Source organism: Bacillus aquiflavi, from assembly GCF_019915265.1.
GTDB classification, from domain to species: Bacteria; Bacillota; Bacilli; order Bacillales; family Cytobacillaceae; genus Bacillus_BT; species Bacillus_BT aquiflavi.
Genome location: NZ_CP082780.1, coordinates 2,605,837 through 2,630,706, shown reverse-complemented (window position 1 = coordinate 2,630,706; position 24,870 = coordinate 2,605,837). Strand labels below are relative to the sequence as shown.

The following is a 24,870-nucleotide window of genomic DNA, read 5'->3' as shown; positions in this document are numbered from 1 at the left end:
AATTTAGCTAGCTTCAAGAATAAATGATAAAATAAATATTTGACTAGCTATTTTAATAAAAAAAAAAAAATCACTAAAAAAATGGGTAATGGGGAAATTATTTTGTAAAAGGAGAGGTTCATTATGACAGTTACACGCGGTCTAGAAGGAGTAGTTGCTACAACATCCTCAATCAGTTCCATCATCGATGATACACTCACATACGTAGGCTACAACATTGATGACTTAGCAGAAAACGCTACTTTTGAAGAAGTTATTTATTTATTGTGGCATCGAAAATTACCTAACGAAGCAGAATTGGAAAATTTAACAAACGAGTTAGCGGAAAATGCTACTTTACCTCAAGAAGTCATTGAGCATTTTAAAATGTATCCAATTAATAAAGTACATCCAATGGGTGCACTTCGTACAGCTGTATCATTATTAGCATTATATGATGAGGAAGCAGATATCATGGAGCCGGAAGCAAATTATCGTAAGGCGATTCGTTTACAAGCGAAAATGCCAACGATTGTAACTGCTTTTGCGCGGATTAGAAAAGGTCTTGAGCCAGTTGCACCTCGCAAAGATTTAGGTTTTGCTGCTAACTTTCTATACATGTTGACTGGCAAAGAACCAGAAGCAATTGCTATTGAAGCATTTAATAAGGCGCTTGTTCTTCACGCAGATCATGAGCTGAATGCCTCTACATTTACTGCACGTGTTTGTGTAGCAACTTTATCCGATGTTTACTCTGGTATTACTTCTGCTATTGGAGCATTAAAAGGTCCTCTTCACGGCGGTGCAAACGAAGCTGTAATGAAAATGCTTTCAGAAATAGGATCATTAGAAAATGTTGAACCATATGTTCGAGAAAAATTAAATAATAGAGAAAAAATTATGGGCTTCGGACACCGTGTTTATCGTAAGGGAGATCCACGGGCAAAACATTTAAGAATAATGTCAGAAAAACTAACAAAATTGACTGGCGAACCTCATTGGTACGAAATGTCTAGAAAAATTGAAAGCATTGTAACTGGTGAGAAAAAATTACCGCCTAACGTTGATTTTTACTCGGCTTCAGTTTACCACAGCTTAGGTATCGATCACGATCTATTTACACCAATTTTTGCTGTTAGCCGTGTATCAGGCTGGTTAGCTCATATTCTTGAGCAATATGATAATAATCGTTTAATTCGTCCACGTGCTGAGTATACAGGACCTGGAAAACAAACTTACGTGCCAATTAGCGAACGCAGTTAATTTTTTGAATTACATTTTTCGCGAAATTTGTTGTAATATATATATGTATGAAACAAAGGTTAGGGGTTTTTTTACTTCTAACCTTTGATCATGTAAAATAGTGAATATGAAGAAATAGTGTCATTTTTGAACAAAATTTCTTCATTGATCATCTTTCACCTTTTTTATGGTGGGGGATGACTAAACTAAAATAAATGGTTTAGTCAAAATAGTTTCATTTAATTGGAGGGAGAAAGACATGAGTCAAGGTGAAAAAATCAAGGTGGAGAGTGGAAAGCTAAACGTTCCAAACAATCCGATCATTCCGTTTATTGAGGGGGACGGAACTGGTCCGGATATTTGGGCTGCAGCTTCAAAAGTTTTAGATGCTGCTGTAGAGAAAGCCTATAAAGGCGAAAGAAAAATTGTTTGGAAAGAAGTGCTAGCTGGTGAAAAAGCATTCAATCAAACAGGTGAATGGCTGCCAGCAGAAACATTAGAATCAATTAACGAATATTTTATTGCAATTAAAGGACCGCTTACAACTCCGATTGGAGGAGGTATCCGTTCTTTAAATGTTGCCCTTTGCCAAGAATTAGATCTATACGTTTGTTTGCGTCCTGTTCGCTGGTTTGAAGGAGTACCTTCACCTGTAAAACGACCACAAGATACAAATATGGTTATTTTCCGTGAAAATACTGAAGATATTTATGCTGGTATTGAATATGAAAAAGGCTCTGACGAAGCTAAAAAATTAATTGACTTCCTGCAAAATGAAATGGGTGTTACAAAAATTCGCTTCCCAGAAACTTCTGGAGTTGGGATTAAACCTGTTTCAGAAGATGGAACAAAGCGCTTAGTACGTGCAGCAATTAACTATGCAATTAAAGAAGGACGTAAATCCGTAACGCTTGTACATAAAGGAAATATTATGAAGTTTACGGAAGGTGCATTTAAAAATTGGGGTTATGAACTAGCTGAACAGGAATTTGGAGATAAAGTGTTTACATGGGCTCAATACGACGAAATTAAAGAAAAAAAAGGCGTTGAGGCTGCAAACAAGGCACAAGCAGACGCTGAAGCACAAGGAAAAATTATTATTAAAGATGCGATTGCAGATATTTTCTTACAACAAATTTTAACTCGTCCGCGTGAATTTGATGTTGTTGCAACGATGAACTTAAATGGCGACTATATTTCAGACGCATTAGCAGCACAAGTAGGCGGTATCGGTATAGCTCCAGGAGCTAATATTAACTATGAAACTGGACATGCCATTTTTGAAGCAACACACGGTACAGCACCTAAATATGCCGGTTTAGATAAAGTAAATCCGTCTTCTGTGATCCTTTCAGGAGTACTAATGCTTCAACACTTAGGCTGGGACGAAGCTGCACAATTAATTTTCAAATCAATGGAGAAGACAATTGCTTCGAAAGTTGTTACTTATGATTTTGCCCGCTTGATGGATGGAGCAAAAGAAGTTAAATGCTCTGAATTTGGTGATGAACTAATTAAAAATATGGATTAATCCCTAATTTATTTTAAGGGCTGTTCATTTGAACTTGAACAGCCCTTAAATAAAATTTTATAAGGAGGGGTTATCATGTCATTAAAACGTAAAAAAGTTTCCGTAATTGGAGGCGGTTTCACTGGAGCAACAACTGCATTTTTACTCGCACAAAAAGAATTAGGAGATGTAGTTTTAGTTGATATTCCACAAATGGAGAATCCTACTAAAGGAAAAGCGTTAGATATGCTTGAAGCAAGCCCCGTTCAAGGCTTTGATGCTAATATTACTGGTACAGCAAACTACGCAGATACAGCTGACTCAGATATCGTAGTAATTACTGCCGGTATTGCACGTAAGCCTGGAATGAGTCGTGATGACTTAGTTCAAACAAACCAAAAAATTATGAAGTCTGTTACACAAGAAATTGTTAAATATTCACCAAACTGCTATATTGTTGTTTTAACAAACCCTGTAGATGCGATGACATATACGGTATATAAAGAGTCAGGCTTCCCTAAAAACCGTGTAATTGGTCAATCAGGTGTACTTGATACTGCTCGTTTCCGTACATTTATTGCCCAAGAACTAAATCTATCTGTAAAAGACATTACTGGATTTGTTTTAGGTGGTCATGGAGATGACATGGTACCGCTTGTTCGTTATTCATATGCAGGTGGCATTCCGTTAGAAACGTTAATTCCAAAAGAGCGCCTTGATGAAATTGTTGAACGTACTCGTAAAGGTGGGGGAGAAATCGTTAACTTATTAGGAAACGGAAGTGCTTATTATGCCCCAGCCGCTTCTCTTGTAGAAATGTGTGAAGCGATTTTTAAAGATCAACGCCGTGTTCTTCCTTCAATTGCTTATTTAGAGGGCGAGTATGGTTATGAAGGGATTTACCTTGGTGTTCCTACAATTTTAGGCGCGAATGGAATTGAAAAAAACATCGAGTTAGCATTAACAGAAGAAGAAAAGGCAGCTTTAGAGAAGTCAGCACAATCTGTTCGTAATGTAATGAAAGTTTTAGCATAAGCTTTTTATTTTATATTATTCGGGGGACAGCCCCCGAATTTTTTCAATGATTTGACGGAGGTGCCCATACTTCATGTTACTTGGGAAAAAAAGAAAGCTTGGTAGACAGATTGAAGAAATATCAGTTGGAGAAAAGCTAACATTAACTGAACAAATTGAAGATAAAGATTTATTGCTTTATTTAGGATTAACAAACGACGCAAATCCACTTTTTATTCAACACGACTACGCATCACAAACCCCATATGAGAAGCCGATTGTACCTAGTTTAATGTTAACAGGTATTATTACTTCAGCTATTTCTAAATATTTACCGGGACCAGGAAGTCATATTTTAAAACAAGAAATTCGTTTCTTAAAGCCTGTATTTCATTATGAAACGATTCAGTTTTTGTTCGAAGTTACAGCAGTAAATATAGACAAACATTCAATTGATATCGATGTATTTGGTACTAATGAAGCAGAGGAAAAAGTAATTGAAGGAAAATTAACGGCTATTCCTCCATACAAAATTGAAGAAATTGATGGGAATTCCTTAGAAAATTTTTTAAATCAATTTAAAGGCTTTGGGTGGCTCAAAGCCTTTCTATCGCCTCTCAAAGATCATGAGAGTAGCAGTGAAAATGGTGAATCCTTCGTAGTTTTATTGTCCTCAAGTTATACTTGTCATTTTCCACAAAAAACGAGATATTTTAAATAGGATCATTTTTAAAAATAATTGCTCTTTAGTTAGTAAATGATATGATAGGGCTAAAACAGTAGTGAGAAGAGATAATGGAGGAAATTATGGAGACAAAAAAAGTACTTGTTGTAGATGATGAACAATCAATCGTTACATTGCTCAGCTATAATCTAGAGCAAGCAGGCTTTAAAGTTGTAACAGCTATGGATGGAGAAGCAGGAAAAAGAATGGCGCTAGAGCAGAAGTTAGATTTAATCATTTTAGATCTGATGTTACCAAAGTTAGATGGAATAGAAGTATGTAAGGAACTTCGTCAGCAAAAAGTTTCGACACCAATATTAATGCTGACTGCAAAGGATGATGAATTTGATAAAGTTTTAGGCCTAGAACTTGGTGCAGACGATTATATGACGAAGCCTTTTAGTCCTAGAGAACTAGTTGCACGTGTTAAAGCAATCTTGCGAAGATCTCACTTCAAACAAGAAGAGTTGGAAAATGAAGGTGAGGAAGGCAGTATCATGATAGGCAAGCTGAAAATTTATCCTGAACAATACGAAGCTTATTATGGGGATGAACAGCTTGAATTTACCCCAAAAGAATTTGAGTTACTTCTCTTTTTAGCGAAAAATAAAGGGAGAGTTTTAACGAGAGATCAATTATTAAGTTCTGTTTGGAACTATGATTTTGCAGGGGATACGAGAATAGTTGATGTACATATTAGCCATCTTAGAGAAAAAATAGAAGAGAATACGAAAAAGCCAGTTTATATAAAAACGATACGTGGTTTAGGATATAAATTTGAGGAGCCTAAAGGGGAATGACAAAATTACGCACGAGGCTTCTTTTTGCACTCATTACGCTTATTATTATCGTGTTAATAAGTTTGGGTCTTATTCTTGGTCAGCTATTTAAAAATTATTATATAAACATTTTTAATGAAAGGGTAGAAAAAGAAAATAGCCTTGTAGCTTTACATATTGAGGAAAATGGCGGTATTCAACAAATAAATAAGACTAAAACAAATGAAATTGGCGAGATTCTTCAGGCTCGAGTGACAATTGTTACAAAGGCTGGTGAGGTTTTACATGATAGCGGCGAGTTTGGCGGTACTAGCTTAACAAAACATAAAGAACTTATCAATAGGATTATTAGAAATAAAGAGGAGCCAATCGTAGAGGTTGCTAATGATGACCAGTATTTACACTATTACTGGACTCCAATATATAAAGATGATACACATGAAGGATATCTTATTATTAGTACAAAGATGGATGAGTTAAAAAAATCTTACAGCCAATTATGGTGGTTATTAATTATTAGTCTTGGTTTGGCTTTATTTGTGATCATTTTATTAGGTACAAGTATTACTACCCGCTATACGAAGCCAATTGAATCGGCAACTAAAGTAGCAATAGAGTTAGCAAAAGGAAACTATCGTGCTAGAACGAATGAAGACAATAAAGAAGCTGCAAGTATGCTTAGTAAGTCAATTAATATTTTGGCTGGTAATCTTCAAGATTTGGCGAAAACACAAGAAATGCAGCAGGATCGGCTTACAACCCTTATTGAAAATATGGGAAGCGGTTTAATTTTAATTGATGGTCGCGGCTTTATTAACTTAGTAAATCGTACATACAAAGAAGTTTTTAATGTAAGTTCTGATCAGTTTCTCGGAAAGCTTTACTATGAGGCTATTGAAGACAAGGAAGTCAGTTCTCTTGTTGAAGAGATTTTTATGACTGAACAAAAAGTAAGAAGGCAAATGCTTTTAACACTAAAAATGGAACGACGTCATTTTGAAGTCTATGGTGCACCGATTATTGGGACAAATAATGTATGGAAAGGAATCTTACTCGTTTTTTATGATATAACCGAATTAAAGAAACTTGAACAAATGAGGAAAGACTTCGTCGCAAACGTTTCCCATGAGTTAAAGACACCTATTACGTCGATAAAGGGTTTTTCTGAAACACTTTTAGATGGGGCAATGAAAGATGAGCAAGCATTACAAGCTTTTTTATCAATTATTTTATAAGAGAGCGACAGACTCCAATCGTTAGTTAAAGATTTACTAGATCTTTCAAAAATAGAACAAGAAGGTTTTACTTTAAATACTCAACTGTTTAATTTTAACTCTCTTCTCGAAGAGATTGTGACACTATTAAACAAAAAGGCCGACGAAAAGATGATCCAGTTAAAATTTGAGTCTAGTGATAAGGAAATAACGATGAATGGAGATATTGATCGATTAAAACAAGTATTTATTAACTTAATTAATAATGGAATTACGTATACACCTCAAGGCGGGGTAGTCAAAGTTAAATTAATTGATGAAAGGGATCAGGTCATTATTGATGTAATCGATACAGGGATCGGCATTGAGGAAAAAGAGTTACCGCGGATTTTTGAACGATTTTATCGGGTTGATAAAGCAAGAAGTCGAAATTCAGGGGGTACCGGATTAGGTTTAGCTATCGTTAAGCATATAGTTGAAGCACATAAGGGAACGATTATCGTTAGGAGTAAAGTTGGAGAAGGCACTGTATTTTCTGTAAAATTGCCAAAATATTAACGTAACAAGGAACCTTTCGCCTATTAAATCGTATAAAAATGTAGGAGTATTTTTAGAAGGGGAAGGTGAGCGGAATGATTAGTTTAAAAAGAATTTATATCATAACCGGCTTAAGTGCACTTGTTATTCTTTTAGGTGTTACAGCTGTTTCCACTTGGTATACAGTTGATGAATCAGAACAAGCTGTTATTTTAACCTTCGGTAAGGCCGGCGAGGCTATTAATGAACCAGGATTACATTTCAAACTGCCTTGGCCGATTCAAAAAGTAGAAAAACTATCTAAGGAAACGTTTAGTTTAAAGTTTGGAAATAATGAGAAAGAGGATGCAGATTTAAAAGGGAAAAAAGCTGATACAAAAATGATTACTGGCGATGAAAACATCGTTTTCGCTGATTTAGTTGTTCAATGGAGAATAACAGACCCTGCAAAATTTTTATACAATACTAACAATCCCGAAGAGATATTAACTGACGCAACATCTGCATCATTACGCAGTATTATTGGCAGTTCGAAAATCGATGATGCATTAACTTCTGGGAAAGCTGTCATTGAGGCAGAAGTTCGAGACCTTTTATCATCGTTAATTGAAAAATATGATATGGGAATATCAGTATTAGCCGTAAAATTAAAGGATGTTGAACTTCCTAATGACGATGTTCGTAAAGCTTTTACAAATGTAACGGATGCTCGCGAAACGATGAATACAAAAATAAATGAAGCTCGTAAGTATCAAAACAAGCGAACAAACGAAGCTCAAGGTGAAAAGGATGCGCTTATTTCACAAGCCCAAGGAGAAAAGGCTGCTCGAATCGAAAGATCTCGCGGAGATGTAGCCGTTTTTAATAAGCTTTATGAAGAATATCGAAAAAACCCAGATGTTACGAGACAACGGCTTGTTCTTGAAACAATCGAACAAGTATTACCTCAAACCGAAATCTATATTATGAATGATGATGGAAACACTATGAAATACTTCCCAATTCGTCCATTGGAGAAAGAGCAAACAAAGCCAACAGAAGAAGGAAGTGAAAAAAATGAGTGATAACATCATTGATATGGATAGGAAAGAAAGAGGTAGTTTTCCTTATAGAAAATATGTTAAGTTAGGGGTATTTATAGTTGGATTGCTTGTTGTATTAAGTTTAACTTTTTCAAATGTGTTTATTGTAAAAGAAGGAGAGTACAAGGTCATACGTCAATTTGGGGAAGTTGTTCGAATCGATAGTTCACCGGGACTCAGCTATAAAATTCCGTTCATTCAATCTATTACAACATTGCCTAAATATCAAATGACATATGATGTTTCAGAAGCAGAAATTAATACGAAAGATAAAAAGAGAATGTTAATTGATAATTATGCAGTTTGGCGAATAGAAGACCCAAAAAAAATGATTTCAAATGCCCGTAATCTCGAAAATGCAGAGTCACGGATGGAGGAGTTTATATACTCTGTTGTGAGGACTGAGCTTGGGCAATTAAACTATGATGAAATTATTAATGATGAGAAGTCTTCAAGAGGCTCATTAAATGACAGGGTTACAGAAAAAGTGAATGAGTTATTAGAGAATGATAAATATGGTATTAAAGTGGTTGATGTGCGGATGAAGCGAACAGATTTACCAGAGGAAAATGAACAATCAGTTTATACGCGAATGATTTCTGAACGTGAATCTAAGGCACAGGAATATTTATCAATGGGGGATGCCGAAAAAAACCGAATTATCCGAATTATCGCAGAAACAGATCGTGAAGTAAAAGAAATGTTATCAAAAGCAAAAGCGGATGCAGAAGCTATTCGTGCAGAAGGTGAAGCAGAAGCCGCACGAGTTTATAACGAATCTTTTTCAAAGGATCAAGACTTTTACCAACTATTTAGAACTCTTGAGTCTTACAAAAAAACAATTAATGGAGAAACAGTAATTGTACTTCCATCCGATTCTCCATATGCCCGCTTGTTAATGGGACATACAAATTAACGAATAAAGTCGTTATTTTCCTTTCTAAACAGTGTCATGCTAAAATAAAGAGAAGGGAAATGGCGACTTTTTATTTTTTAGCTATGTTAAATAATATTGTTGTTTTGCGCTACGGTATGAAATGGAGAAAGTAAGCTCATTTTCCTGTCCGTTTCATAATGATCGAAGGGAAATAAGCCAATAAAAATTTACATGGCCATTTTTTGATAGGAGGTTTTTTGGTGAAAAAAAAGCTAGTGTTAATTGATGGAAATAGTATTGCATATCGTGCATTTTTTGCTCTGCCATTATTAAATAATGATAAAAGTATTCATACAAATGCAATATACGGTTTTACAATGATTTTAATGAAAATACTTGAGGATGAACAGCCTACACATGTGCTTGTTGCATTTGATGCTGGGAAAACAACATTTCGTCATAAAACTTTTAGTGAGTATAAAGGCGGGAGACAAAAGACTCCTCCTGAGCTTTCTGAACAATTCCCGTTTATTCATGAGTTACTGGATGCATACAATATTTCACGTTACGAGTTAGAAAATTATGAAGCGGATGATATTATCGGCACGCTGTCACAACAAGCAGAACAAGATGGCTACGAAGTAAAAATCATTTCCGGAGATAAAGATTTAACACAATTAAGTTCAAAAAATACGACAGTATGTATAACGAGAAAAGGAATTACGGAAATTGAAGAATATACTCCTGCTCATATAAAAGAAAAATATGGACTATCTCCAGAACAAAAAATAGATATGAAAGGACTTATGGGGGATAACTCAGACAATATTCCCGGTGTTCCTGGAGTAGGGGAAAAAACAGCGATAAAACTTTTAAAAGAGTTTGAGACGGTTGAAAAGCTTCTGGAATCGATTGATCAAGTAAGTGGAAAAAAGCTAAAAGAAAAGTTAACGGAGTTTAAGGATCAAGCAATAATGAGTAAAAATTTGGCAACGATTGAACGTAAAGTCCCGCTAGAAATAAATATTGCAGATATTGAATATAAGGACTTTAACAAGGAAAAAGTGATCGCTCTTTTTAAAGAACTTAATTTTAATTCGTTGTTAGATAAGTTTGATCATGGTGGAGAATCAGCAGAAAAGCAACAATTAAAAGCAATTGAATTCACAATTGTTGAGGAGATTACTGAAAGTATTTTTGCAAATGAAAATGGATTTTACGTTGAAATTTTAGAGGATAACTATCACCATGCAAATATTGTTGGGTTTTCAATTGTTAATGAACACGGTTGCTTTTATCTTCGAGCCGATTTAGCTTTAAATTCAGATATCTTTAAAAGATGGGCTGAAGACGATCAAAAAAGAAAAATAGTGTATGATGCAAAGCGATCAATTGTTTCTTTAAGACATCATCACATCCATTTACGGGGAATCGATTTTGATTTACTATTAGCTTCGTACATTAATAATCCATCCGAAACAATTGATGATGTTGCATTTATTACAAAGCGACACAGACTTAACATCGTTCATACAGATGAAGCTGTCTATGGTAAAGGGGCAAAGCGAAAAATACCTGACGAACCTATTTTAGCTGAGCATTTAGTACGAAAAGGTAAAGCTCTTATGTATTTACGAGAAGAGCTTGAGGGGGCTTTGAAGGAAAATCAACAATACGAGCTGTTTAAAGAGCTTGAAATGCCTCTATCTCGTATTTTAGCAAGTATGGAATCACAAGGTGTAAAGATTGATATCGAGCGTCTTCAAGAAATGGGACATGGATTACAAGAGAAGCTTACAAAAATTGAACAGAAAATTTATCACCTTGCTGGAGAAACATTTAATATTAATTCTCCTAAGCAGCTCGGTGTTATTTTATTTGACAAGCTAGGCCTGCCAGTCATTAAAAAGACAAAGACCGGTTATTCTACTTCTGCAGATGTGTTAGAAAAGCTTGAGCCAATGCACGAAATTATTCGAGAAATTTTACATTATCGTCAATTAGGAAAGTTGCAATCAACATACATTGAAGGTTTGTTAAAAGTTGTGTCAACAAAAACAAATAAAGTTCATACAAGGTTTAACCAAGCGTTAACACAAACAGGAAGACTTAGTTCGACAGATCCTAATTTACAAAACATACCAATTCGTTTAGAAGAAGGTCGGAAAATCCGTCAAGCATTTATCCCTTCAGAAGAAGGATGGGTGATTTTTGCAGCGGATTATTCACAAATTGAGCTAAGAGTGCTTGCGCATATTTCCGGTGACAAAAAATTAATAAAGGCGTTCAAAGAGGATATGGATATTCATACAAAAACAGCTATGGATGTATTCCATGTATCTAAAGAAGAGATTACACCAGATATGAGAAGACAAGCAAAGGCGGTTAATTTTGGAATTGTATACGGAATTAGCGATTACGGTTTATCACAAAACCTTAAAATTTCTAGAAAAGAAGCAGGAAATTTTATTGACCGATATTTTGAAAGTTATCCTGGAGTCAAAGAATATATGGAGGAGATCGTTTATGAAGCAAAGCAGAAAGGATTTGTTTCTACGTTGCTTCATCGAAGAAGATATATCCCAGAAATAACAAGCCGCAATTTTAACGTCCGCAGTTTTGCAGAACGAACAGCCATGAATACTCCAATTCAAGGGAGTGCCGCAGATATTATAAAAAAAACGATGATTGATATGGCTGCAAGATTAGAAAAAGAGAATTTGCAGACGAGATTATTGCTCCAGGTACATGATGAGCTTATTTTTGAAGCACCAGAAGATGAAATAGCTGTATTAAAAGAAATCGTTCCAGATGTAATGGAAAATTCGATTGAATTGTTAGTACCATTAAAGGTCGATTTTGCCTATGGACCAACATGGTATGATGCAAAATAATTAAAAGCACGAGGGGGGATAGCGTGCCGGAGTTACCAGAGGTAGAAACTGTTCGAAAGACATTAATTCAGTTAGTCGTTGGCAAAACAATTACTGCAACGACTGTATCATGGCCAAAAATTATTAAGCATCCAAGCGATATCGTACAATTTACTGATGCTTTAAAAGGTGAAACGATCCAAGGGATTGATCGAAGAGGTAAATTTCTCCTCATTTATACAGACAATTATACGCTAGTTTCACATTTACGAATGGAAGGAAAATATGGACTTTTTAGTCAAGAAGAGCTTGTTGAAAAGCATACACACGTTATTTTTCACTTTCATGATCAAACTGAGCTGCGTTATAAAGACGTTCGGAAGTTTGGGACAATGCATTTGTTTAAAAAAGGTTCAGAATTTCATCAACTTCCTCTCTCACAGCTTGGACCGGAACCTTTCTCAGATGACTTTACAGCTGAGTGGCTAGAAGAGAAGTTGTCAAAAACTAAACGGAAAATTAAACCTGTATTGTTAGATCAAAAAGTGATTGTCGGTCTTGGAAATATTTATGTTGATGAAGCTTTATTCCGTGCAAACATTTATCCTGAGAAAATAGCAAATACTTTAACGAAAGAAGAAATTGCAAAGCTCTATCGAGAAATTATTGCTACATTATCAGAAGCAGTTGAAAAGGGAGGCAGTACAATCCGTTCTTATGTAAATAGTCAAGGACAAATAGGTATGTTTCAGTTAGAGCTTTACGTTTACGGAAGAGAAGGTGAACACTGTAAATTATGCAGAAGCCAGCTTGAAAAAATAATTGTTGGCGGAAGAGGAACTCATTTTTGTCCAACATGTCAAGCAAAAGAAAGTTCAATTTAAAAAGGAGCGCTCAGTTGTTCTAGGAATCCCTACACTTATCACCCTTTTTACAACTAAAGACGACGATCATAAAACGCAGCGAAAATTGTGATTTTCAAATTAACAATGGATAGGCTTTTTCCATATACTATCGTAGATTTAACAGGAAGGAGCCCTTTCGATGTTAGTAACGCTCTCAATTTTATTGCTTGCATTCGCTGTTAGTTTAGACAGTTTTACCGTCGGATTCACGTATGGGTTAAGAAATATGAGGATTCCCTTAAAATCGCTTGTGATTATTGCTACATGTTCAGCAATCTCAATGACAGTTGCGATGACAATCGGACATGTCATTGCAACGATTTTTTCTCCTGTATTAGGGGAGCGGGTAGGCGGATTTATTTTAATACTAATTGGAACTTGGGTTATATACCAGTTTTTTCAACCTGAAAAAACTAAAGATCAAGCTCCGCTCGCTCATGAAAAAATGATCGTTAAGTTTGAAATCAAATCCATTGGATTAGCGATTCATATTTTAAGAAAGCCGATGTCAGCTGATTTTGACCGTTCTGGAACGATTACAGGTATGGAAGCTTTTCTTCTAGGAATTGCATTGTCTCTCGATGCATTTGGAGCTGGTATTGGAGCAGCAATGTTGGGGTTTTCGCCTATTTTTTTAGCGGCTTCTGTAGCGATCATGAGTCCCTTTTTTGTTTTTTTAGGTATTAAAAGCGGATCGGCTTTTTCAAAATATAAATGGGTACAAAAGCTTACATTTATTCCTGGAGTACTATTAATTTTAATCGGGGCATGGAAAATATAAAAAAATTAGAAAGGTATGTCAAAATGAGTATAATCATTGGATTAACAGGCGGCATCGCAAGTGGAAAAAGTACAGTTGCGAATATGCTGAAAGAAAGAGGAATGACAGTTATAGATGCAGACATCGAGGCGCGGCTTGCTGTGGAAAAAGGCGAAAAGGCTTATGAAAGTATTGTAGAGCAATTTGGAAAAGATATTTTACAACAAGATGGTGCTATTGATCGAGTTAAGCTAGGATCCATTATATTTCATCATGAAGAAAAACGAAAACAACTTAATAGTATTGTTCATCCAGCAGTAAGAAAAAGAATGATTGAGAAAAAAACATTAGCTGAGACAAGGGGAGAAAAAATAATTGTTATGGATCTCCCGCTTTTGTTTGAAAACAAATTAATGCATATGGTTGATAAAACAATACTTGTTTACGTTAATGAGTCTGTTCAGTTGAAAAGATTAATGGAGCGGAATCAATTATCAAGGGAAGAGGCAATCGCTCGAATTCAATCTCAAATGCCATTAGATGAAAAAAAACATCTTGCGGATGCGGTAATCGATAATAATCAAACTCTTGAGGAAACAGAGCATCAACTAGTAAACATACTGCATCAATGGGGATTAGTTGAAACCCAGGGAGCATAACTCGCTCCTTTTTTTTATTTTTAGGGAGGATCAACTTCCTTGTATAAAAGTCCACATTCAGATTGGTAAATAATTTAAAGTCATCTTATTTATTATTTGTAATAAATAAACACAGACTATAATGAACTTATCTCACAAATAATTGTTCTCATAACTGATGAATTAAGGGAAAAAATCGCACAAATTTGAAGTTTTTCTGTATTTAAAAGATAAAATATAAAAATTCATAATTTAGTTAGCACATTCAATCCGGAATATGCTATACTAATTACTGAAAATGACATTAAGAGTATAACATTAATGTAGGAGGAGCCGTATTATGAAGGCAAAAATAGCAATTAACGGTTTTGGAAGAATTGGAAGAATGGTTTTTAGAAAAGCCATCTTAGAAGATAGTATTGATGTTGTGGCGATAAATGCCAGCTACCCAGCTGAAACATTGGCACATTTAATAAAATATGACACAAATCATGGTAAGTTCGATGGAATTGTGATTCCTGAAGAAAATGCAATTATTGTTAACGGAAAAAGAGTTCAACTATTAAGTGACCGTGATCCGAAAAATCTTCCTTGGAAAGATTTAAATATCGACATCGTGATTGAAGCAACAGGAAAGTTTAATTCTCGTGAAAAGGCAAGTCTTCACCTTGAAGCTGGCGCCAAAAAAGTCATTTTAACTGCTCCAGGGAAAAATGAAGATATAACAATTGTAATGGGTGTAAATGATAGTGAATTAAAGATAGAAGAACATAACATTATTTCGAATGCTTCCTGTACAACAAACTGTCTTGCTCCAGTAGCAAAAGTCCTTGATGAAAACTTTGGAATTGAGAATGGATTAATGACAACTGTTCATGCTTATACAAACGATCAAAAAAATATCGACAATCCGCATAAAGATTTACGTCGCGCTCGTGCATGTGCACAATCAATTATTCCAACTACAACTGGTGCGGCAAAAGCATTGTCACTAGTTCTTCCTCAACTAAAAGGAAAGTTGCATGGTATGGCATTACGTGTACCAACACCAAATGTTTCATTAGTTGATTTAGTTGTGGATGTAAAACGTGATGTAACAGTCGATGAAGTAAATGAAGCGTTCATCACTGCATCAACTGGTTCATTAAAAGGCATTTTAGACTTTTCAACTGAACCGCTAGTATCAATTGACTTTAATACAGACGAACATTCTGCAATTATTGACGGATTATCTACGATTGTAATTGGTGGAAATAAAGTAAAAGTTCTTGCATGGTATGATAACGAATGGGGTTATTCTTGTCGTGTTGTTGATCTTACTAAATATGTTGCAGAAAAGTTAAAAAAAAGCGTTCCAGTTGAAATAGGCTAATTGTTTACGGTATCACTTAAAAACAATTTAATATATTTTTTTTTTTTAACAGAAAGGGAAAATGTTTTCTTTCGGCTTACTAAAATTTTAGTAAGCCGTTTTTCTTTTTAGTCATAAACTGAACAATTGAATGATAAACTCTACAGACTGTTGATATACGCTCGCCTTCATCGTTACTTGCACTTCGCTATAAACTCATGAATTATAGATGTTCTATTCGCTACCGCTATGTGTGGCGCGACTCGACTGAACAGCGTTTTCAAATCTTGTGAAAATCGATTTAATAATAATTTATCTACGAGGTTAATAATAAAATCTATTTAATGAGCCTTAAATTTAATCTCTGATTTTTAAAATTCTCCTAATAAAAAACACTTTAAAATCATATTGCAAAAAAAATTTAAACAAAGTATACTATTTTGCGTAAACTTCTTTACAACGGTATCGTAACTACTTAAAGGGTTAGGACCTCATTGGACTAACTTTCCCCCGTGGTAGTTATGTGCTAAAAAAAATGAGAATTTGGATTTAAAGGGGGAATTTGAATATGGAAACTATGGGAAGGCATGTGATTTCCGAATTATGGGGTTGTGATTTTACTATATTAAATGATCAGGAACAGATCGAACAAATTTTCGTAAATGCTGCATTAAAATCTGGAGCAGAAATTCGTGAAGTCGTATTCCACAAATTTGCACCTCAAGGTGTAAGTGGAGTTGTTATCATTTCTGAATCACATTTAACGATTCATACATTTCCTGAACATGGGTATGCAAGCATCGATGTTTATACATGTGGGGATTTAGATCCTAACATTGCTGCTGATTATATTGCTGTAGCATTAGACTCTAAAGCTTGTGAAAAAATTGAACTGCCCCGTGGCATAGGACCAATTCAAATAAATCAAAAGAAGACGAAGGTACTTTAAGAATAAACGTAACATTCTGAAAGCGATAAAATAAGGGTGTGCTGTCTTTAATAACGGATTCTGCTTTGAAACGCAAATATCTAATAAAGTACATCAAATCGCTTGCTTCATAACTAGTCTGAGGAAATCGATTATAATATTGACTTTATCTATAAAACGCTGTTGATCCCCAACCGCGTTTTTCTTTATTTTTTCCACCATTCTTCGGCTTTCCTTAAAATTTTTATTTTTACAACAGTATTATCTTTATTAAATTCTAAAACATCGCAGGCTAATTTACATCTATTTTCGTATGTTACTCTCGATATGCAACAAGTATTATCACACCCAAAAAACTTTATCTGAATTCAATGATCATTTTATAAAAAAAACATTAGCGTTGATTTATCAACAAAAATAATTGCCTAAAATTAAAGCTAAAAAATTTTGCATCCCCGTGTTGGAACCAGTTCCGTCTTTAGTAAGCTTTTATTAATGACAAATTATCTATTATACACTTGTACTATAATAAGCTTTTTAATAAGATATTAATATGGGTTTCAATTTAATATTTAAAAGGATTATACTAGTGAGCCGAAAGACTTTCATTTTTAAGCAAAGATTCACGAAAAAATCGTTAAGTTTAAACTAACATTTTTAGTGAAATCTCCGCTGATTCAAGTTTCACTATATTCGTTTATTTAAAAAACATACAAAGAAGATGATTCGGAGCTGATTTTAAATGAAATGCCCGGCATGTCAAAATAATAGTTCGCGAGTACTAGATTCAAGACCTGTTGATGAAGGAAGATCTATACGCCGCAGGCGAGAGTGTGAAAGTTGCGGATATCGCTTTACGACTTTTGAAAAAGTCGAAGAAATCCCGTTAATTGTTGTAAAAAAAGAAGGAACACGAGAAGAATTTAGTCGGGAGAAAATATTACGCGGCTTAATTAGGGCTTGTGAAAAACGACCAGTTGCTTTAAAGCAGCTAGATGAAATAAGCTATGAAATCGAAAAAGAGCTTCGCAGCCAAGGAGTTGCGGAAGTAAAAAGCGAAGTTGTCGGAGAAATGGTTATGGATAGACTTGCAAAAGTTGATGAAGTAGCGTATGTAAGATTTGCTTCGGTTTATCGACAATTTAAAGATCTAAACGTTTTTATAGATGAATTAAAAGAAATTATAAAAAAAGAAAAATCATAACGGAGCTAAAAAGATTTATCTTTTAGCTTAAAGCTTATAGACAAAGTAAATATTTCCTCAGACTGAATGAAAACGCTTGTCAGTCGAGGCGCGCCGCATGAGGCGGAAGCGAATAAAACATATCGTTTATGAGCTTACACCGAAGTGCAAGTAACAAAGAATGCAAGCGTTTGTCAATAGTCTAAGAGCTAAAAGACTTATCTTTAGCTCTTTTTTTAGCTAAGAAAGGGTATGAGTGTATATATGACACAACATTGGCAGGAGCTATTACCAGTTGATCATTATCTCGTGTCTTCAGACGGTCTTCTTCATGATTACGATCGGAAAGTATTATCATTTTTATATCAACCGTTAATTGGCTCGACATGTTTTAGTTTATACATGACTTTATGGGCACAGCTCGAGGAAAATCGATTATATTCAACTCCTTCCACGCACCATAGCCTGATGAATTTAATGGATATGAATTTAAAATCAATTTACAATGCTCGATTAAAGCTAGAAGGAATCGGTTTACTAAAAACCTTCGTACGTACTGAAGATGATGTTCGCTCATTTGTATATGAGCTCCGCCCACCGCTTACACCAGAACAATTTTTTTTAGATGGGATGCTAAACATTTATTTATATAAAAAAATTGGTAAAAATCAGTATATGCGTTTAAAACAATTTTTTAGTGATGAAAAAATAAAAAAAGATAAACATTATAATGAAATAACAAAACAATTTCAAGATGTGTTTGCCTCAGCTAATTTACCAAGTATTCAGCATAAAGAAGAAATGATCCAAAAGTTACATTATGAACGGGATATGCAATTTATTGGAAGAAACGAACAAAAAAGTGTGAAAATCACTGAATCTGTTTTTGATTTTGACTTATTATTAGCTGGATTAAAAGAATCACTCGTTCCAAAAAAAACTTTTCATCCAAAGGTAAAAGAAGCGATCAGCAAGCTTGCTTTTTTATATGGAATTGATCCAATCCAGATGAAAAATATTGTAGTTAGTGCTCTTTCCATTGATAATGAAATAGATATTGAGGAGCTCCGTAAATCTGCCCGGGATTGGTATCAGTTTGAGTATCAGGATAATCTCCCGAGTTTAGTAGATCGAATACAGCCGGTTGTTCATCATACACAAGCGAACGAACCAAAGACAAAGGAAGAAGAACTCATTCATTATTTAGAAACAACATCACCACGCCAACTATTGGTTGATATATCAGGAGGAGCAGAGCCGTCAAAAACGGACTTGCAAATGATTGAAAATGTTATGTTTAATCAAAAGCTCCTTCCAGGCGTTGTAAATGTGCTTATTCAATATGTAATGTTAAAAACAGATATGAAATTATCAAAAAGCTATGTTGAAAAAATCGCCAGCCATTGGTCTCGTAAAAAAATTAAAACAGTAAAAGAAGCAATGGAATTAGCCAAAAATGAACATCGCCAATATATGGAATGGGCACAAGGGAAAAAAGAATCAAGAGGAAACAATAAAAAAACTCCAATTCGTATAGAAAAGCTTCCAAGTTGGTTTATTAAACAGAAACAAGAAGTTGACCAACAACAAAGTGTACAAAATGATGAAGCTGACTTTGAAATGAAAAAGCGGAACCTTGAAAAAAAATTAAAAAAAAATAAAAGTGGAGGTGAATCATGATGCAAAAGATTAATGATACGTTACGGAAACTAGCAAATAAAAAGGACTTTCAGCAACGGTATGAAGTAATAAAAAAAAAAATAATGACCAACGAAGAGATTCAATCTTTTTTGAGAAAAAATCAACGTGAAATATCTCAGGAAATGATTGATAGGAGCTTAGGAAAATTATATGAGTACACCGCTCAAAGTAAGGAATGTAACCGGTGCCCAAGTCTCGATGGATGTGTAAATATGATGAAAGGCTTCCACCCTCATATTGTAATTCACGGAAATAATATTGATTTACAATATGAACGGTGCCCTCGAAAAGTTCTGCATGATGAAAGAAGGAAACATGAGCGGTTAATTCAAAGTATTTACGTGCCAAAGGAAATTTTAAATGCCTCTCTAGGCGAAATAGAGCTAAATAAAGGGAGAATAAAGGCTATTGAGCTTGCGGCAACATTTGTAGATAACTTTAATAAAAATGAAAAAGAAAAAGGATTATATTTTTATGGTAAATTTGGAGTAGGAAAATCTTATATACTTGGGGCAATTGCAAATGAACTTGCTAAGAAGGGAGTTTCTTCTTTAATCGTTTATGTACCAGAATTTCTACGAGAGATGAAAAGCGCTATTGGCGATCAAACTATAGATGTAAAGCTGGAGACGATAAAAAAGGCTCCAATTTTAATGCTCGATGATATTGGGGCAGAGACAATGAGCAGTTGGGCTAGAGATGAAGTACTGGGAACAATTTTACAATTTAGGATGTTGGAAAGCCTACCTACTTTTTTTACGTCGAATTTTGATCTTGAAGAGCTCGAGCATCATTTAACATATAGTCAGCGTGGGGAAGAAGAACGATTGAAAGCTGCCCGGATTATGGAACGAATTAAATATTTAGCTAAACCAGTTCATGTAGATGGACCAAATCGTCGCCTTTAAACTAAATTAAAGGACAAATGAATAATAGTAAGGCAGTGATCAACCGCCCTTAACAAGTTTCACTTTATGGCAGGTATTCGATTATTAGATTACCTGTTTTTAATTTGGCTCTGTTTAGCAATGTTATATCGCATAGCTTTAATTAACAATAGTAAAATTTCACACTGAAGTGCTAACCATTAAAAAAATATAAAATAGGCATAAATCTTTCACAAGCTGTTATAACAAGGAAACAACCTGTTATTAGGTGTTTCATTTTGGAAAAGCAACTATATAACTCACTTCTATTTTAAACAAGTCCCCCATATATATAAAATCAGAGATTTAAAAGGGGGGATTTGATTGATCGAGATCACCTTTCAGCATAAAGAGGATGCAAAAAAACTATATAATCAACTTTATAAAAACTTTTCAGCTTTGCAGCAAAAAGATTTTCTTCTTTCAATAGAAGATTCCCATATAGTGAAACTAACAGGACCCCGACCGTTACGAGGAGAAGATTTAAAGCTTGTTAAAGAAACATTTCGAAATTTCATTCTTTATGAAAAGCGAGATGATTGGTTTCGCAACATGATAAGTGAGCTGTTTTTATTTCATGACCCGGAAGAACAACGGCAAATTTTGGAGATTATTTACTCATTGTTAGAAGGGGATCGGGAGGAACTGTTTCCATTTTTGGTGGATATCGGAGTTGAAGAAAATGTTACTGCAACAATTGATGGGATGTTTGAAGACAATATTTCTTTTTCTTTTGATTCATTTATTAAATTTCGGATGCGTTCATTTATGGCTAATTTAGAAAAATACGTAGAAGTTGCGATAGATGAATATAAAATGGAGCAGGAATATCAAATGTTTATCCAAACATTAAGAGACTTTTTAAGTGGACGAGGGGCGAAGCTGACTGAACTGCATCTGTTTATTGATGAAGGTGTAACATTTTTTGATGAATATTTAAATGAAATAAAACGAAGTGTACTTACGAAAATGATTGATCGCAAGCTGCTCTCAAATCATCCAGTTTATGTTGATTCGATAACAATTGCACCATTACTATCGATTGCTCCTCATGTCATTTATGTTTATACAACAGACTCTGAACAACCACTTGTAAGAACGATCCAAAACATATTTGAAGAACGGGTTACAATTCATTCTTACGAAGCATTTTATCAAAAAAAATTTTATTTATCTAAAGTGGAAGAAAATTCGTAAATGCACCCCCTTGATTTTCCTTATTTAAAGAACTATAATAACCTACATAATAAACATTGATTAAATTAAAGGTTATGATAAGGACAAGGGTATTCTTTTACGGTTTTCAGAGAGGGGAGGCATGGCTGAAACCTTCCTAACACGAGATGAATGCCTACCACCTTTAAACTTCAGCTATGAACGTGAAACGAAAGCAAGTATACAACGTGAAACAAGTATTGGCTGACGGAAAAAACCGTTATCTTAGCTAGGAGTCATTAATTGTCGAGCATAAGCTTAAGAAGCCGCTTGAGAACCTAGAGCGTGCCAATAGCACGTGAGGCTTGATCGATTTCAAGCAAGGCAGATCGTCGCTCATTCATATCCTGTCGCCTTTTTGTCGAATGAGAAGCAAGAAGATCAAGGCGCGCAGGAGGAGAGCAACCGGAGCGTGCCAATAGCACGTGAGGTTTGATCGATTTCAAGCAAGGCAGATCGTCGCTCATTCATATCCTGTCGCCTTTTTGTCGAATGAGAAGCTAGAAGATCAAGGCGCGCAGGAGGAGAGCAACCGGAGCGTGCCAATAGCACGTGAGGCTTGATCGATTTCAAGCAAGGCAGATCGTCGCTCATTCATATCCTGTCGCCTTTTTGTCGAATGAGAAGCAAGAAGATCAAGGCGCGCAGGAGGAGAGCAACCGGAGCGTGCCAATAGCACGTGAGGTTTGATCGATTTCAAGCAAGGCAGATCGTCGCTCATTCATATCCTGTCGCCTTTTTGTCGAATGAGAAGCTAGAAGATCAAGGCGCGCAGGAGGAGAGCAACCGGAGCGTGCCAATAGCACGTGAGGCTTGATCGATTTCAAGCAAGGCAGATCGTCGCTCATTCATATCCTGTCGCCTTTTTGTCGAATGAGAAGCAAGAAGATCAAGGCGCGCAGGAGGAGAGCAACCGGAGCGTGCCAATAGCACGTGAGGTTTGATCGATTTCAAGCAAGGCAGATCGTCGCTCATTCATATCCTGTCGCCTTTTTGTCGAATGAGAAGCTAGAAGATCAAGGCGCGCAGGAGGAGAGCAACCGGAGCGTGCCAATAGCACGTGAGGATTGATCGAGTTCAAGCAACGCAGATATTCGCAGCTTATCATTCGACAAAATGAGAACTAGGGTGGAACCACGTGTTGAACCAATAATACAACCCGTCCCTTTTATAGGGACGGGTTTTTTTAATTTTAGAAACTTAAAAGGAGGAGCAAAAATGTCACAAATTATCAACATTTCATTTCCAGATGGGGCAGTAAAGGAATTTCCTAAAGGAACAACAACTGAAGAGATTGCTGCATCTATTAGTCCTGGATTGAAAAAAAAGGCGATTTCTGGAAAAATAAATGGTGAAATGTATGATCTTCGTCGGCCAATAAAAGAAAATGGTGCACTCGAAATTATCACGCAAGACCGAGAAGAAGCTTTAGAAATACTGCGCCACAGCACAGCTCATTTAATGGCACAAGCAGTGAAGCGACTATATAAAAATGTAAAGCTTGGCGTAGGTCCGGTAATTGAAGGTGGTTTTTATTATGATATTGATATGGAAGAATCTTTAACACCAGAAGATTTGCCACTAATTGAAAAAGAAATGGCGAAAATTATAAACGAAAATATAGAAGTTATTCGCAAAGAAGTATCTCGAGAAGAAGCAATCCAACTTTTTGAAGAGATTGGAGATGAATATAAACTTGAATTAATTGAGGCAATTCCCGAAGGAGAGGTAGTAACCGTATACGAGCAAGGGGAATTTTTTGATCTTTGCCGGGGAGTTCACGTTCCGTCAACTGGAAAAATTAAAGAGTTTAAACTGCTCAGTATTGCTGGGGCTTATTGGCGAGGCGATAGTAAAAATAAAATGCTTCAGCGCATATACGGTACTGCATTCTTTAAAAAGGCTGATCTTGAGGAACATCTTCGTCTTCTTGAGGAAGCAAAGGAAAGAGATCATCGTAAACTAGGCAAAGAGCTAGATCTCTTTATGATTTCACAAAAAGTCGGGCAAGGATTGCCTTTATGGCTACCGAAAGGAGCAACAATTCGACGCATAATAGAACGTTATATTGTAGACAAAGAAGTTCGCCTCGGTTATGATCACGTTTATACACCTATTATGGGAAGTGTTGAGCTTTACAAAACATCGGGACATTGGGATCATTATCGGGATGACATGTTTCCTGTTATGGATATGGATAACGAACAGCTTGTTCTCCGTCCAATGAACTGTCCACATCATATGATGTTGTATAAAAAAGGTATCCATAGTTATCGTGAATTACCAATTAGAATTGCTGAACTCGGGACAATGCATCGTTATGAAATGTCAGGTGCATTAGCAGGGTTGCAGCGTGTTCGTGGAATGACCTTGAATGATGCTCATATATTTGTTCGTCCAGATCAAATTAAAACAGAGTTTAAACGTGTCGTTCAACTGATATTGGACGTATATAAAGACTTTGAGATAAATGATTATTCATTCCGTCTATCTTATCGTGATCATGAAGATACAGAGAAATATTATGATGATGATGAAATGTGGGAAAAAGCACAAAGCATGTTGAAAGAGGCGATGGATGAATTAGGGCTTGAATATTTTGAAGCTGAAGGAGAAGCGGCATTTTACGGTCCTAAGCTTGATGTTCAAGTAAAAACAGCTCTTGGCAAAGAGGAGACATTGTCAACTGTTCAACTTGACTTCTTGCTTCCTGAGAAATTTGATCTCACATATATAGGGGAAGACGGTAAACAGCATCGTCCTGTCGTGATTCATCGCGGCGTCGTTTCTACTATGGAGCGTTTTGTTGCCTTTTTAATTGAAGAGTATAAAGGTGCGTTTCCAACTTGGCTTGCACCTGTTCAAGTTCAAGTTATTCCTGTTTCACCATCTGTTCATTTTGATTATGCAAAAGAAGTAGAAAGTAAATTAAAAGCAGAAGGTTTTCGTGTTGAACTAGATAGTCGTGATGAAAAGATTGGTTATAAAATTCGCGAGGCACAAATGCAAAAAATCCCTTACATGCTCGTTGTCGGAAATAATGAAGTAGATGAAAAAACTGTTAATGTTCGTAAATATGGAGAGAAAAAATCTGAAACAATCTCGTTTGCAGATTTCGTTACAGCTTTAAAAGAAGAAGTAACGTTGTAAATGCATATTGTTGTCGTATGTTATAATATGATGTGAAGGAATATCCTATTTGACATTGTCTCAACAATTATGTTATATTAGAAAAAGTGAAAATGGAATACGGGTTTGAGGAAAAGAAGAAGCACCCGCTTCTCACCTGATTAACGCAAAGATTGCAGTTGGCAGGTTCTACGTGAGCAAACTATTATTAATTTCTGTTCGCAAAGTGTGGGTGTTTTGACATCTGCACTTTTTTTATTGATGCGGCTGTCCAACTATAATACGGTGATTCTTAACCCAAAC

General features: G+C 35.4%; 17 protein-coding genes, 2 pseudogenes and 1 other annotated feature. All 19 genes and pseudogenes read left to right on the top strand.

All coding sequences use genetic code 11. The annotated features are described in order from the left end of the window. Positions 1-123 precede the first annotated feature (123 nt). Positions 124-1,242 carry a citrate synthase gene (citZ, locus tag K6959_RS12725; RefSeq protein ID WP_163241786.1) on the top strand — a complete coding sequence of 373 codons (1,119 nt, stop codon included), beginning with the start codon at positions 124-126 and terminating at the stop codon, positions 1,240-1,242. 238 nt (positions 1,243-1,480) lie between these two features. Further along, entirely contained in the window at positions 1,481-2,752 is a 1,272-nt protein-coding gene (gene icd, locus K6959_RS12720; RefSeq protein ID WP_223086680.1) for an NADP-dependent isocitrate dehydrogenase, read from the top strand. Between the two features lie 75 nt (positions 2,753-2,827). Beyond that, on the top strand, positions 2,828-3,766 hold the full coding sequence (mdh, locus tag K6959_RS12715; RefSeq protein WP_223086679.1) for a malate dehydrogenase: 939 nt from the start codon (positions 2,828-2,830) through the stop codon (positions 3,764-3,766). 73 nt (positions 3,767-3,839) lie between these two features. Further along, positions 3,840-4,313: pseudogene (locus K6959_RS12710) on the top strand (MaoC/PaaZ C-terminal domain-containing protein); the annotation flags it as partial. Between the two features lie 239 nt (positions 4,314-4,552). Beyond that, positions 4,553-5,269, top strand: a complete 717-nt coding sequence (locus K6959_RS12705) for a response regulator transcription factor (protein WP_163241782.1) — start codon at positions 4,553-4,555, stop codon at positions 5,267-5,269. Then, positions 5,266-7,020, top strand: a pseudogene (gene pnpS, locus K6959_RS12700) (two-component system histidine kinase PnpS). Before K6959_RS12705 ends, pnpS begins: the two are co-directional and overlap by 4 nt. 74 nt (positions 7,021-7,094) lie before the next feature. Beyond that, a complete protein-coding gene (hflK, locus tag K6959_RS12695; RefSeq protein ID WP_163241780.1) occupies positions 7,095-8,063 on the top strand; it encodes an FtsH protease activity modulator HflK in 969 nt (322 codons plus the stop codon). Beyond that, entirely contained in the window at positions 8,056-8,997 is a 942-nt protein-coding gene (hflC, locus tag K6959_RS12690) for a protease modulator HflC (RefSeq protein ID WP_223086676.1), read from the top strand. Before hflK ends, hflC begins: the two co-directional genes overlap by 8 nt. Before the next feature lie 221 nt (positions 8,998-9,218). Next, positions 9,219-11,852, top strand: a complete 2,634-nt coding sequence (gene polA, locus K6959_RS12685; RefSeq protein WP_223086674.1) for a DNA polymerase I — start codon at positions 9,219-9,221, stop codon at positions 11,850-11,852. 23 nt (positions 11,853-11,875) lie between these two features. Beyond that, complete coding sequence (gene mutM, locus K6959_RS12680; protein ID WP_163241774.1) at positions 11,876-12,715, top strand: DNA-formamidopyrimidine glycosylase; 840 nt, start codon at positions 11,876-11,878, stop codon at positions 12,713-12,715. A gap of 160 nt (positions 12,716-12,875) precedes the next feature. Beyond that, the gene (ytaF, locus tag K6959_RS12675) at positions 12,876-13,517 is read left to right on the top strand and encodes a sporulation membrane protein YtaF (RefSeq protein WP_163241772.1); all 642 of its coding nucleotides are present in this window, start codon (positions 12,876-12,878) and stop codon (positions 13,515-13,517) included. Between the two features lie 23 nt (positions 13,518-13,540). After that, entirely contained in the window at positions 13,541-14,155 is a 615-nt protein-coding gene (coaE, locus tag K6959_RS12670) for a dephospho-CoA kinase (protein WP_163241770.1), read from the top strand. A gap of 319 nt (positions 14,156-14,474) precedes the next feature. Next, entirely contained in the window at positions 14,475-15,506 is a 1,032-nt protein-coding gene (locus K6959_RS12665) for a glyceraldehyde-3-phosphate dehydrogenase (RefSeq protein WP_163241768.1), read from the top strand. Between the two features lie 547 nt (positions 15,507-16,053). Continuing rightward, entirely contained in the window at positions 16,054-16,434 is a 381-nt protein-coding gene (speD, locus tag K6959_RS12660) for an adenosylmethionine decarboxylase (RefSeq protein ID WP_163241766.1), read from the top strand. Between the two features lie 721 nt (positions 16,435-17,155). Further along, the gene (gene nrdR, locus K6959_RS12655) at positions 17,156-17,617 is read left to right on the top strand and encodes a transcriptional regulator NrdR (RefSeq protein ID WP_163241764.1); all 462 of its coding nucleotides are present in this window, start codon (positions 17,156-17,158) and stop codon (positions 17,615-17,617) included. Between the two features lie 243 nt (positions 17,618-17,860). Beyond that, complete coding sequence (locus K6959_RS12650; protein WP_223086672.1) at positions 17,861-19,276, top strand: replication initiation and membrane attachment family protein; 1,416 nt, start codon at positions 17,861-17,863, stop codon at positions 19,274-19,276. Continuing rightward, complete coding sequence (dnaI, locus tag K6959_RS12645) at positions 19,276-20,205, top strand: primosomal protein DnaI (protein ID WP_223088385.1); 930 nt, start codon at positions 19,276-19,278, stop codon at positions 20,203-20,205. Before K6959_RS12650 ends, dnaI begins: the two co-directional genes overlap by 1 nt. 342 nt (positions 20,206-20,547) lie before the next feature. After that, positions 20,548-21,420 (top strand): putative sporulation protein YtxC, encoded by an 873-nt coding sequence (locus K6959_RS12640; protein WP_163241760.1) that lies wholly within the window; start codon positions 20,548-20,550, stop codon positions 21,418-21,420. A 1,236-nt stretch (positions 21,421-22,656) separates the two neighbouring features. Beyond that, positions 22,657-24,588 (top strand): threonine--tRNA ligase, encoded by a 1,932-nt coding sequence (gene thrS, locus K6959_RS12635; RefSeq protein ID WP_223086670.1) that lies wholly within the window; start codon positions 22,657-22,659, stop codon positions 24,586-24,588. Positions 24,589-24,695: 107 nt separating this feature from the next. Continuing rightward, positions 24,696-24,829: a sequence feature (ribosomal protein L20 leader region), on the top strand. The last annotated feature ends 41 nt before the right edge of the window (positions 24,830-24,870 follow it).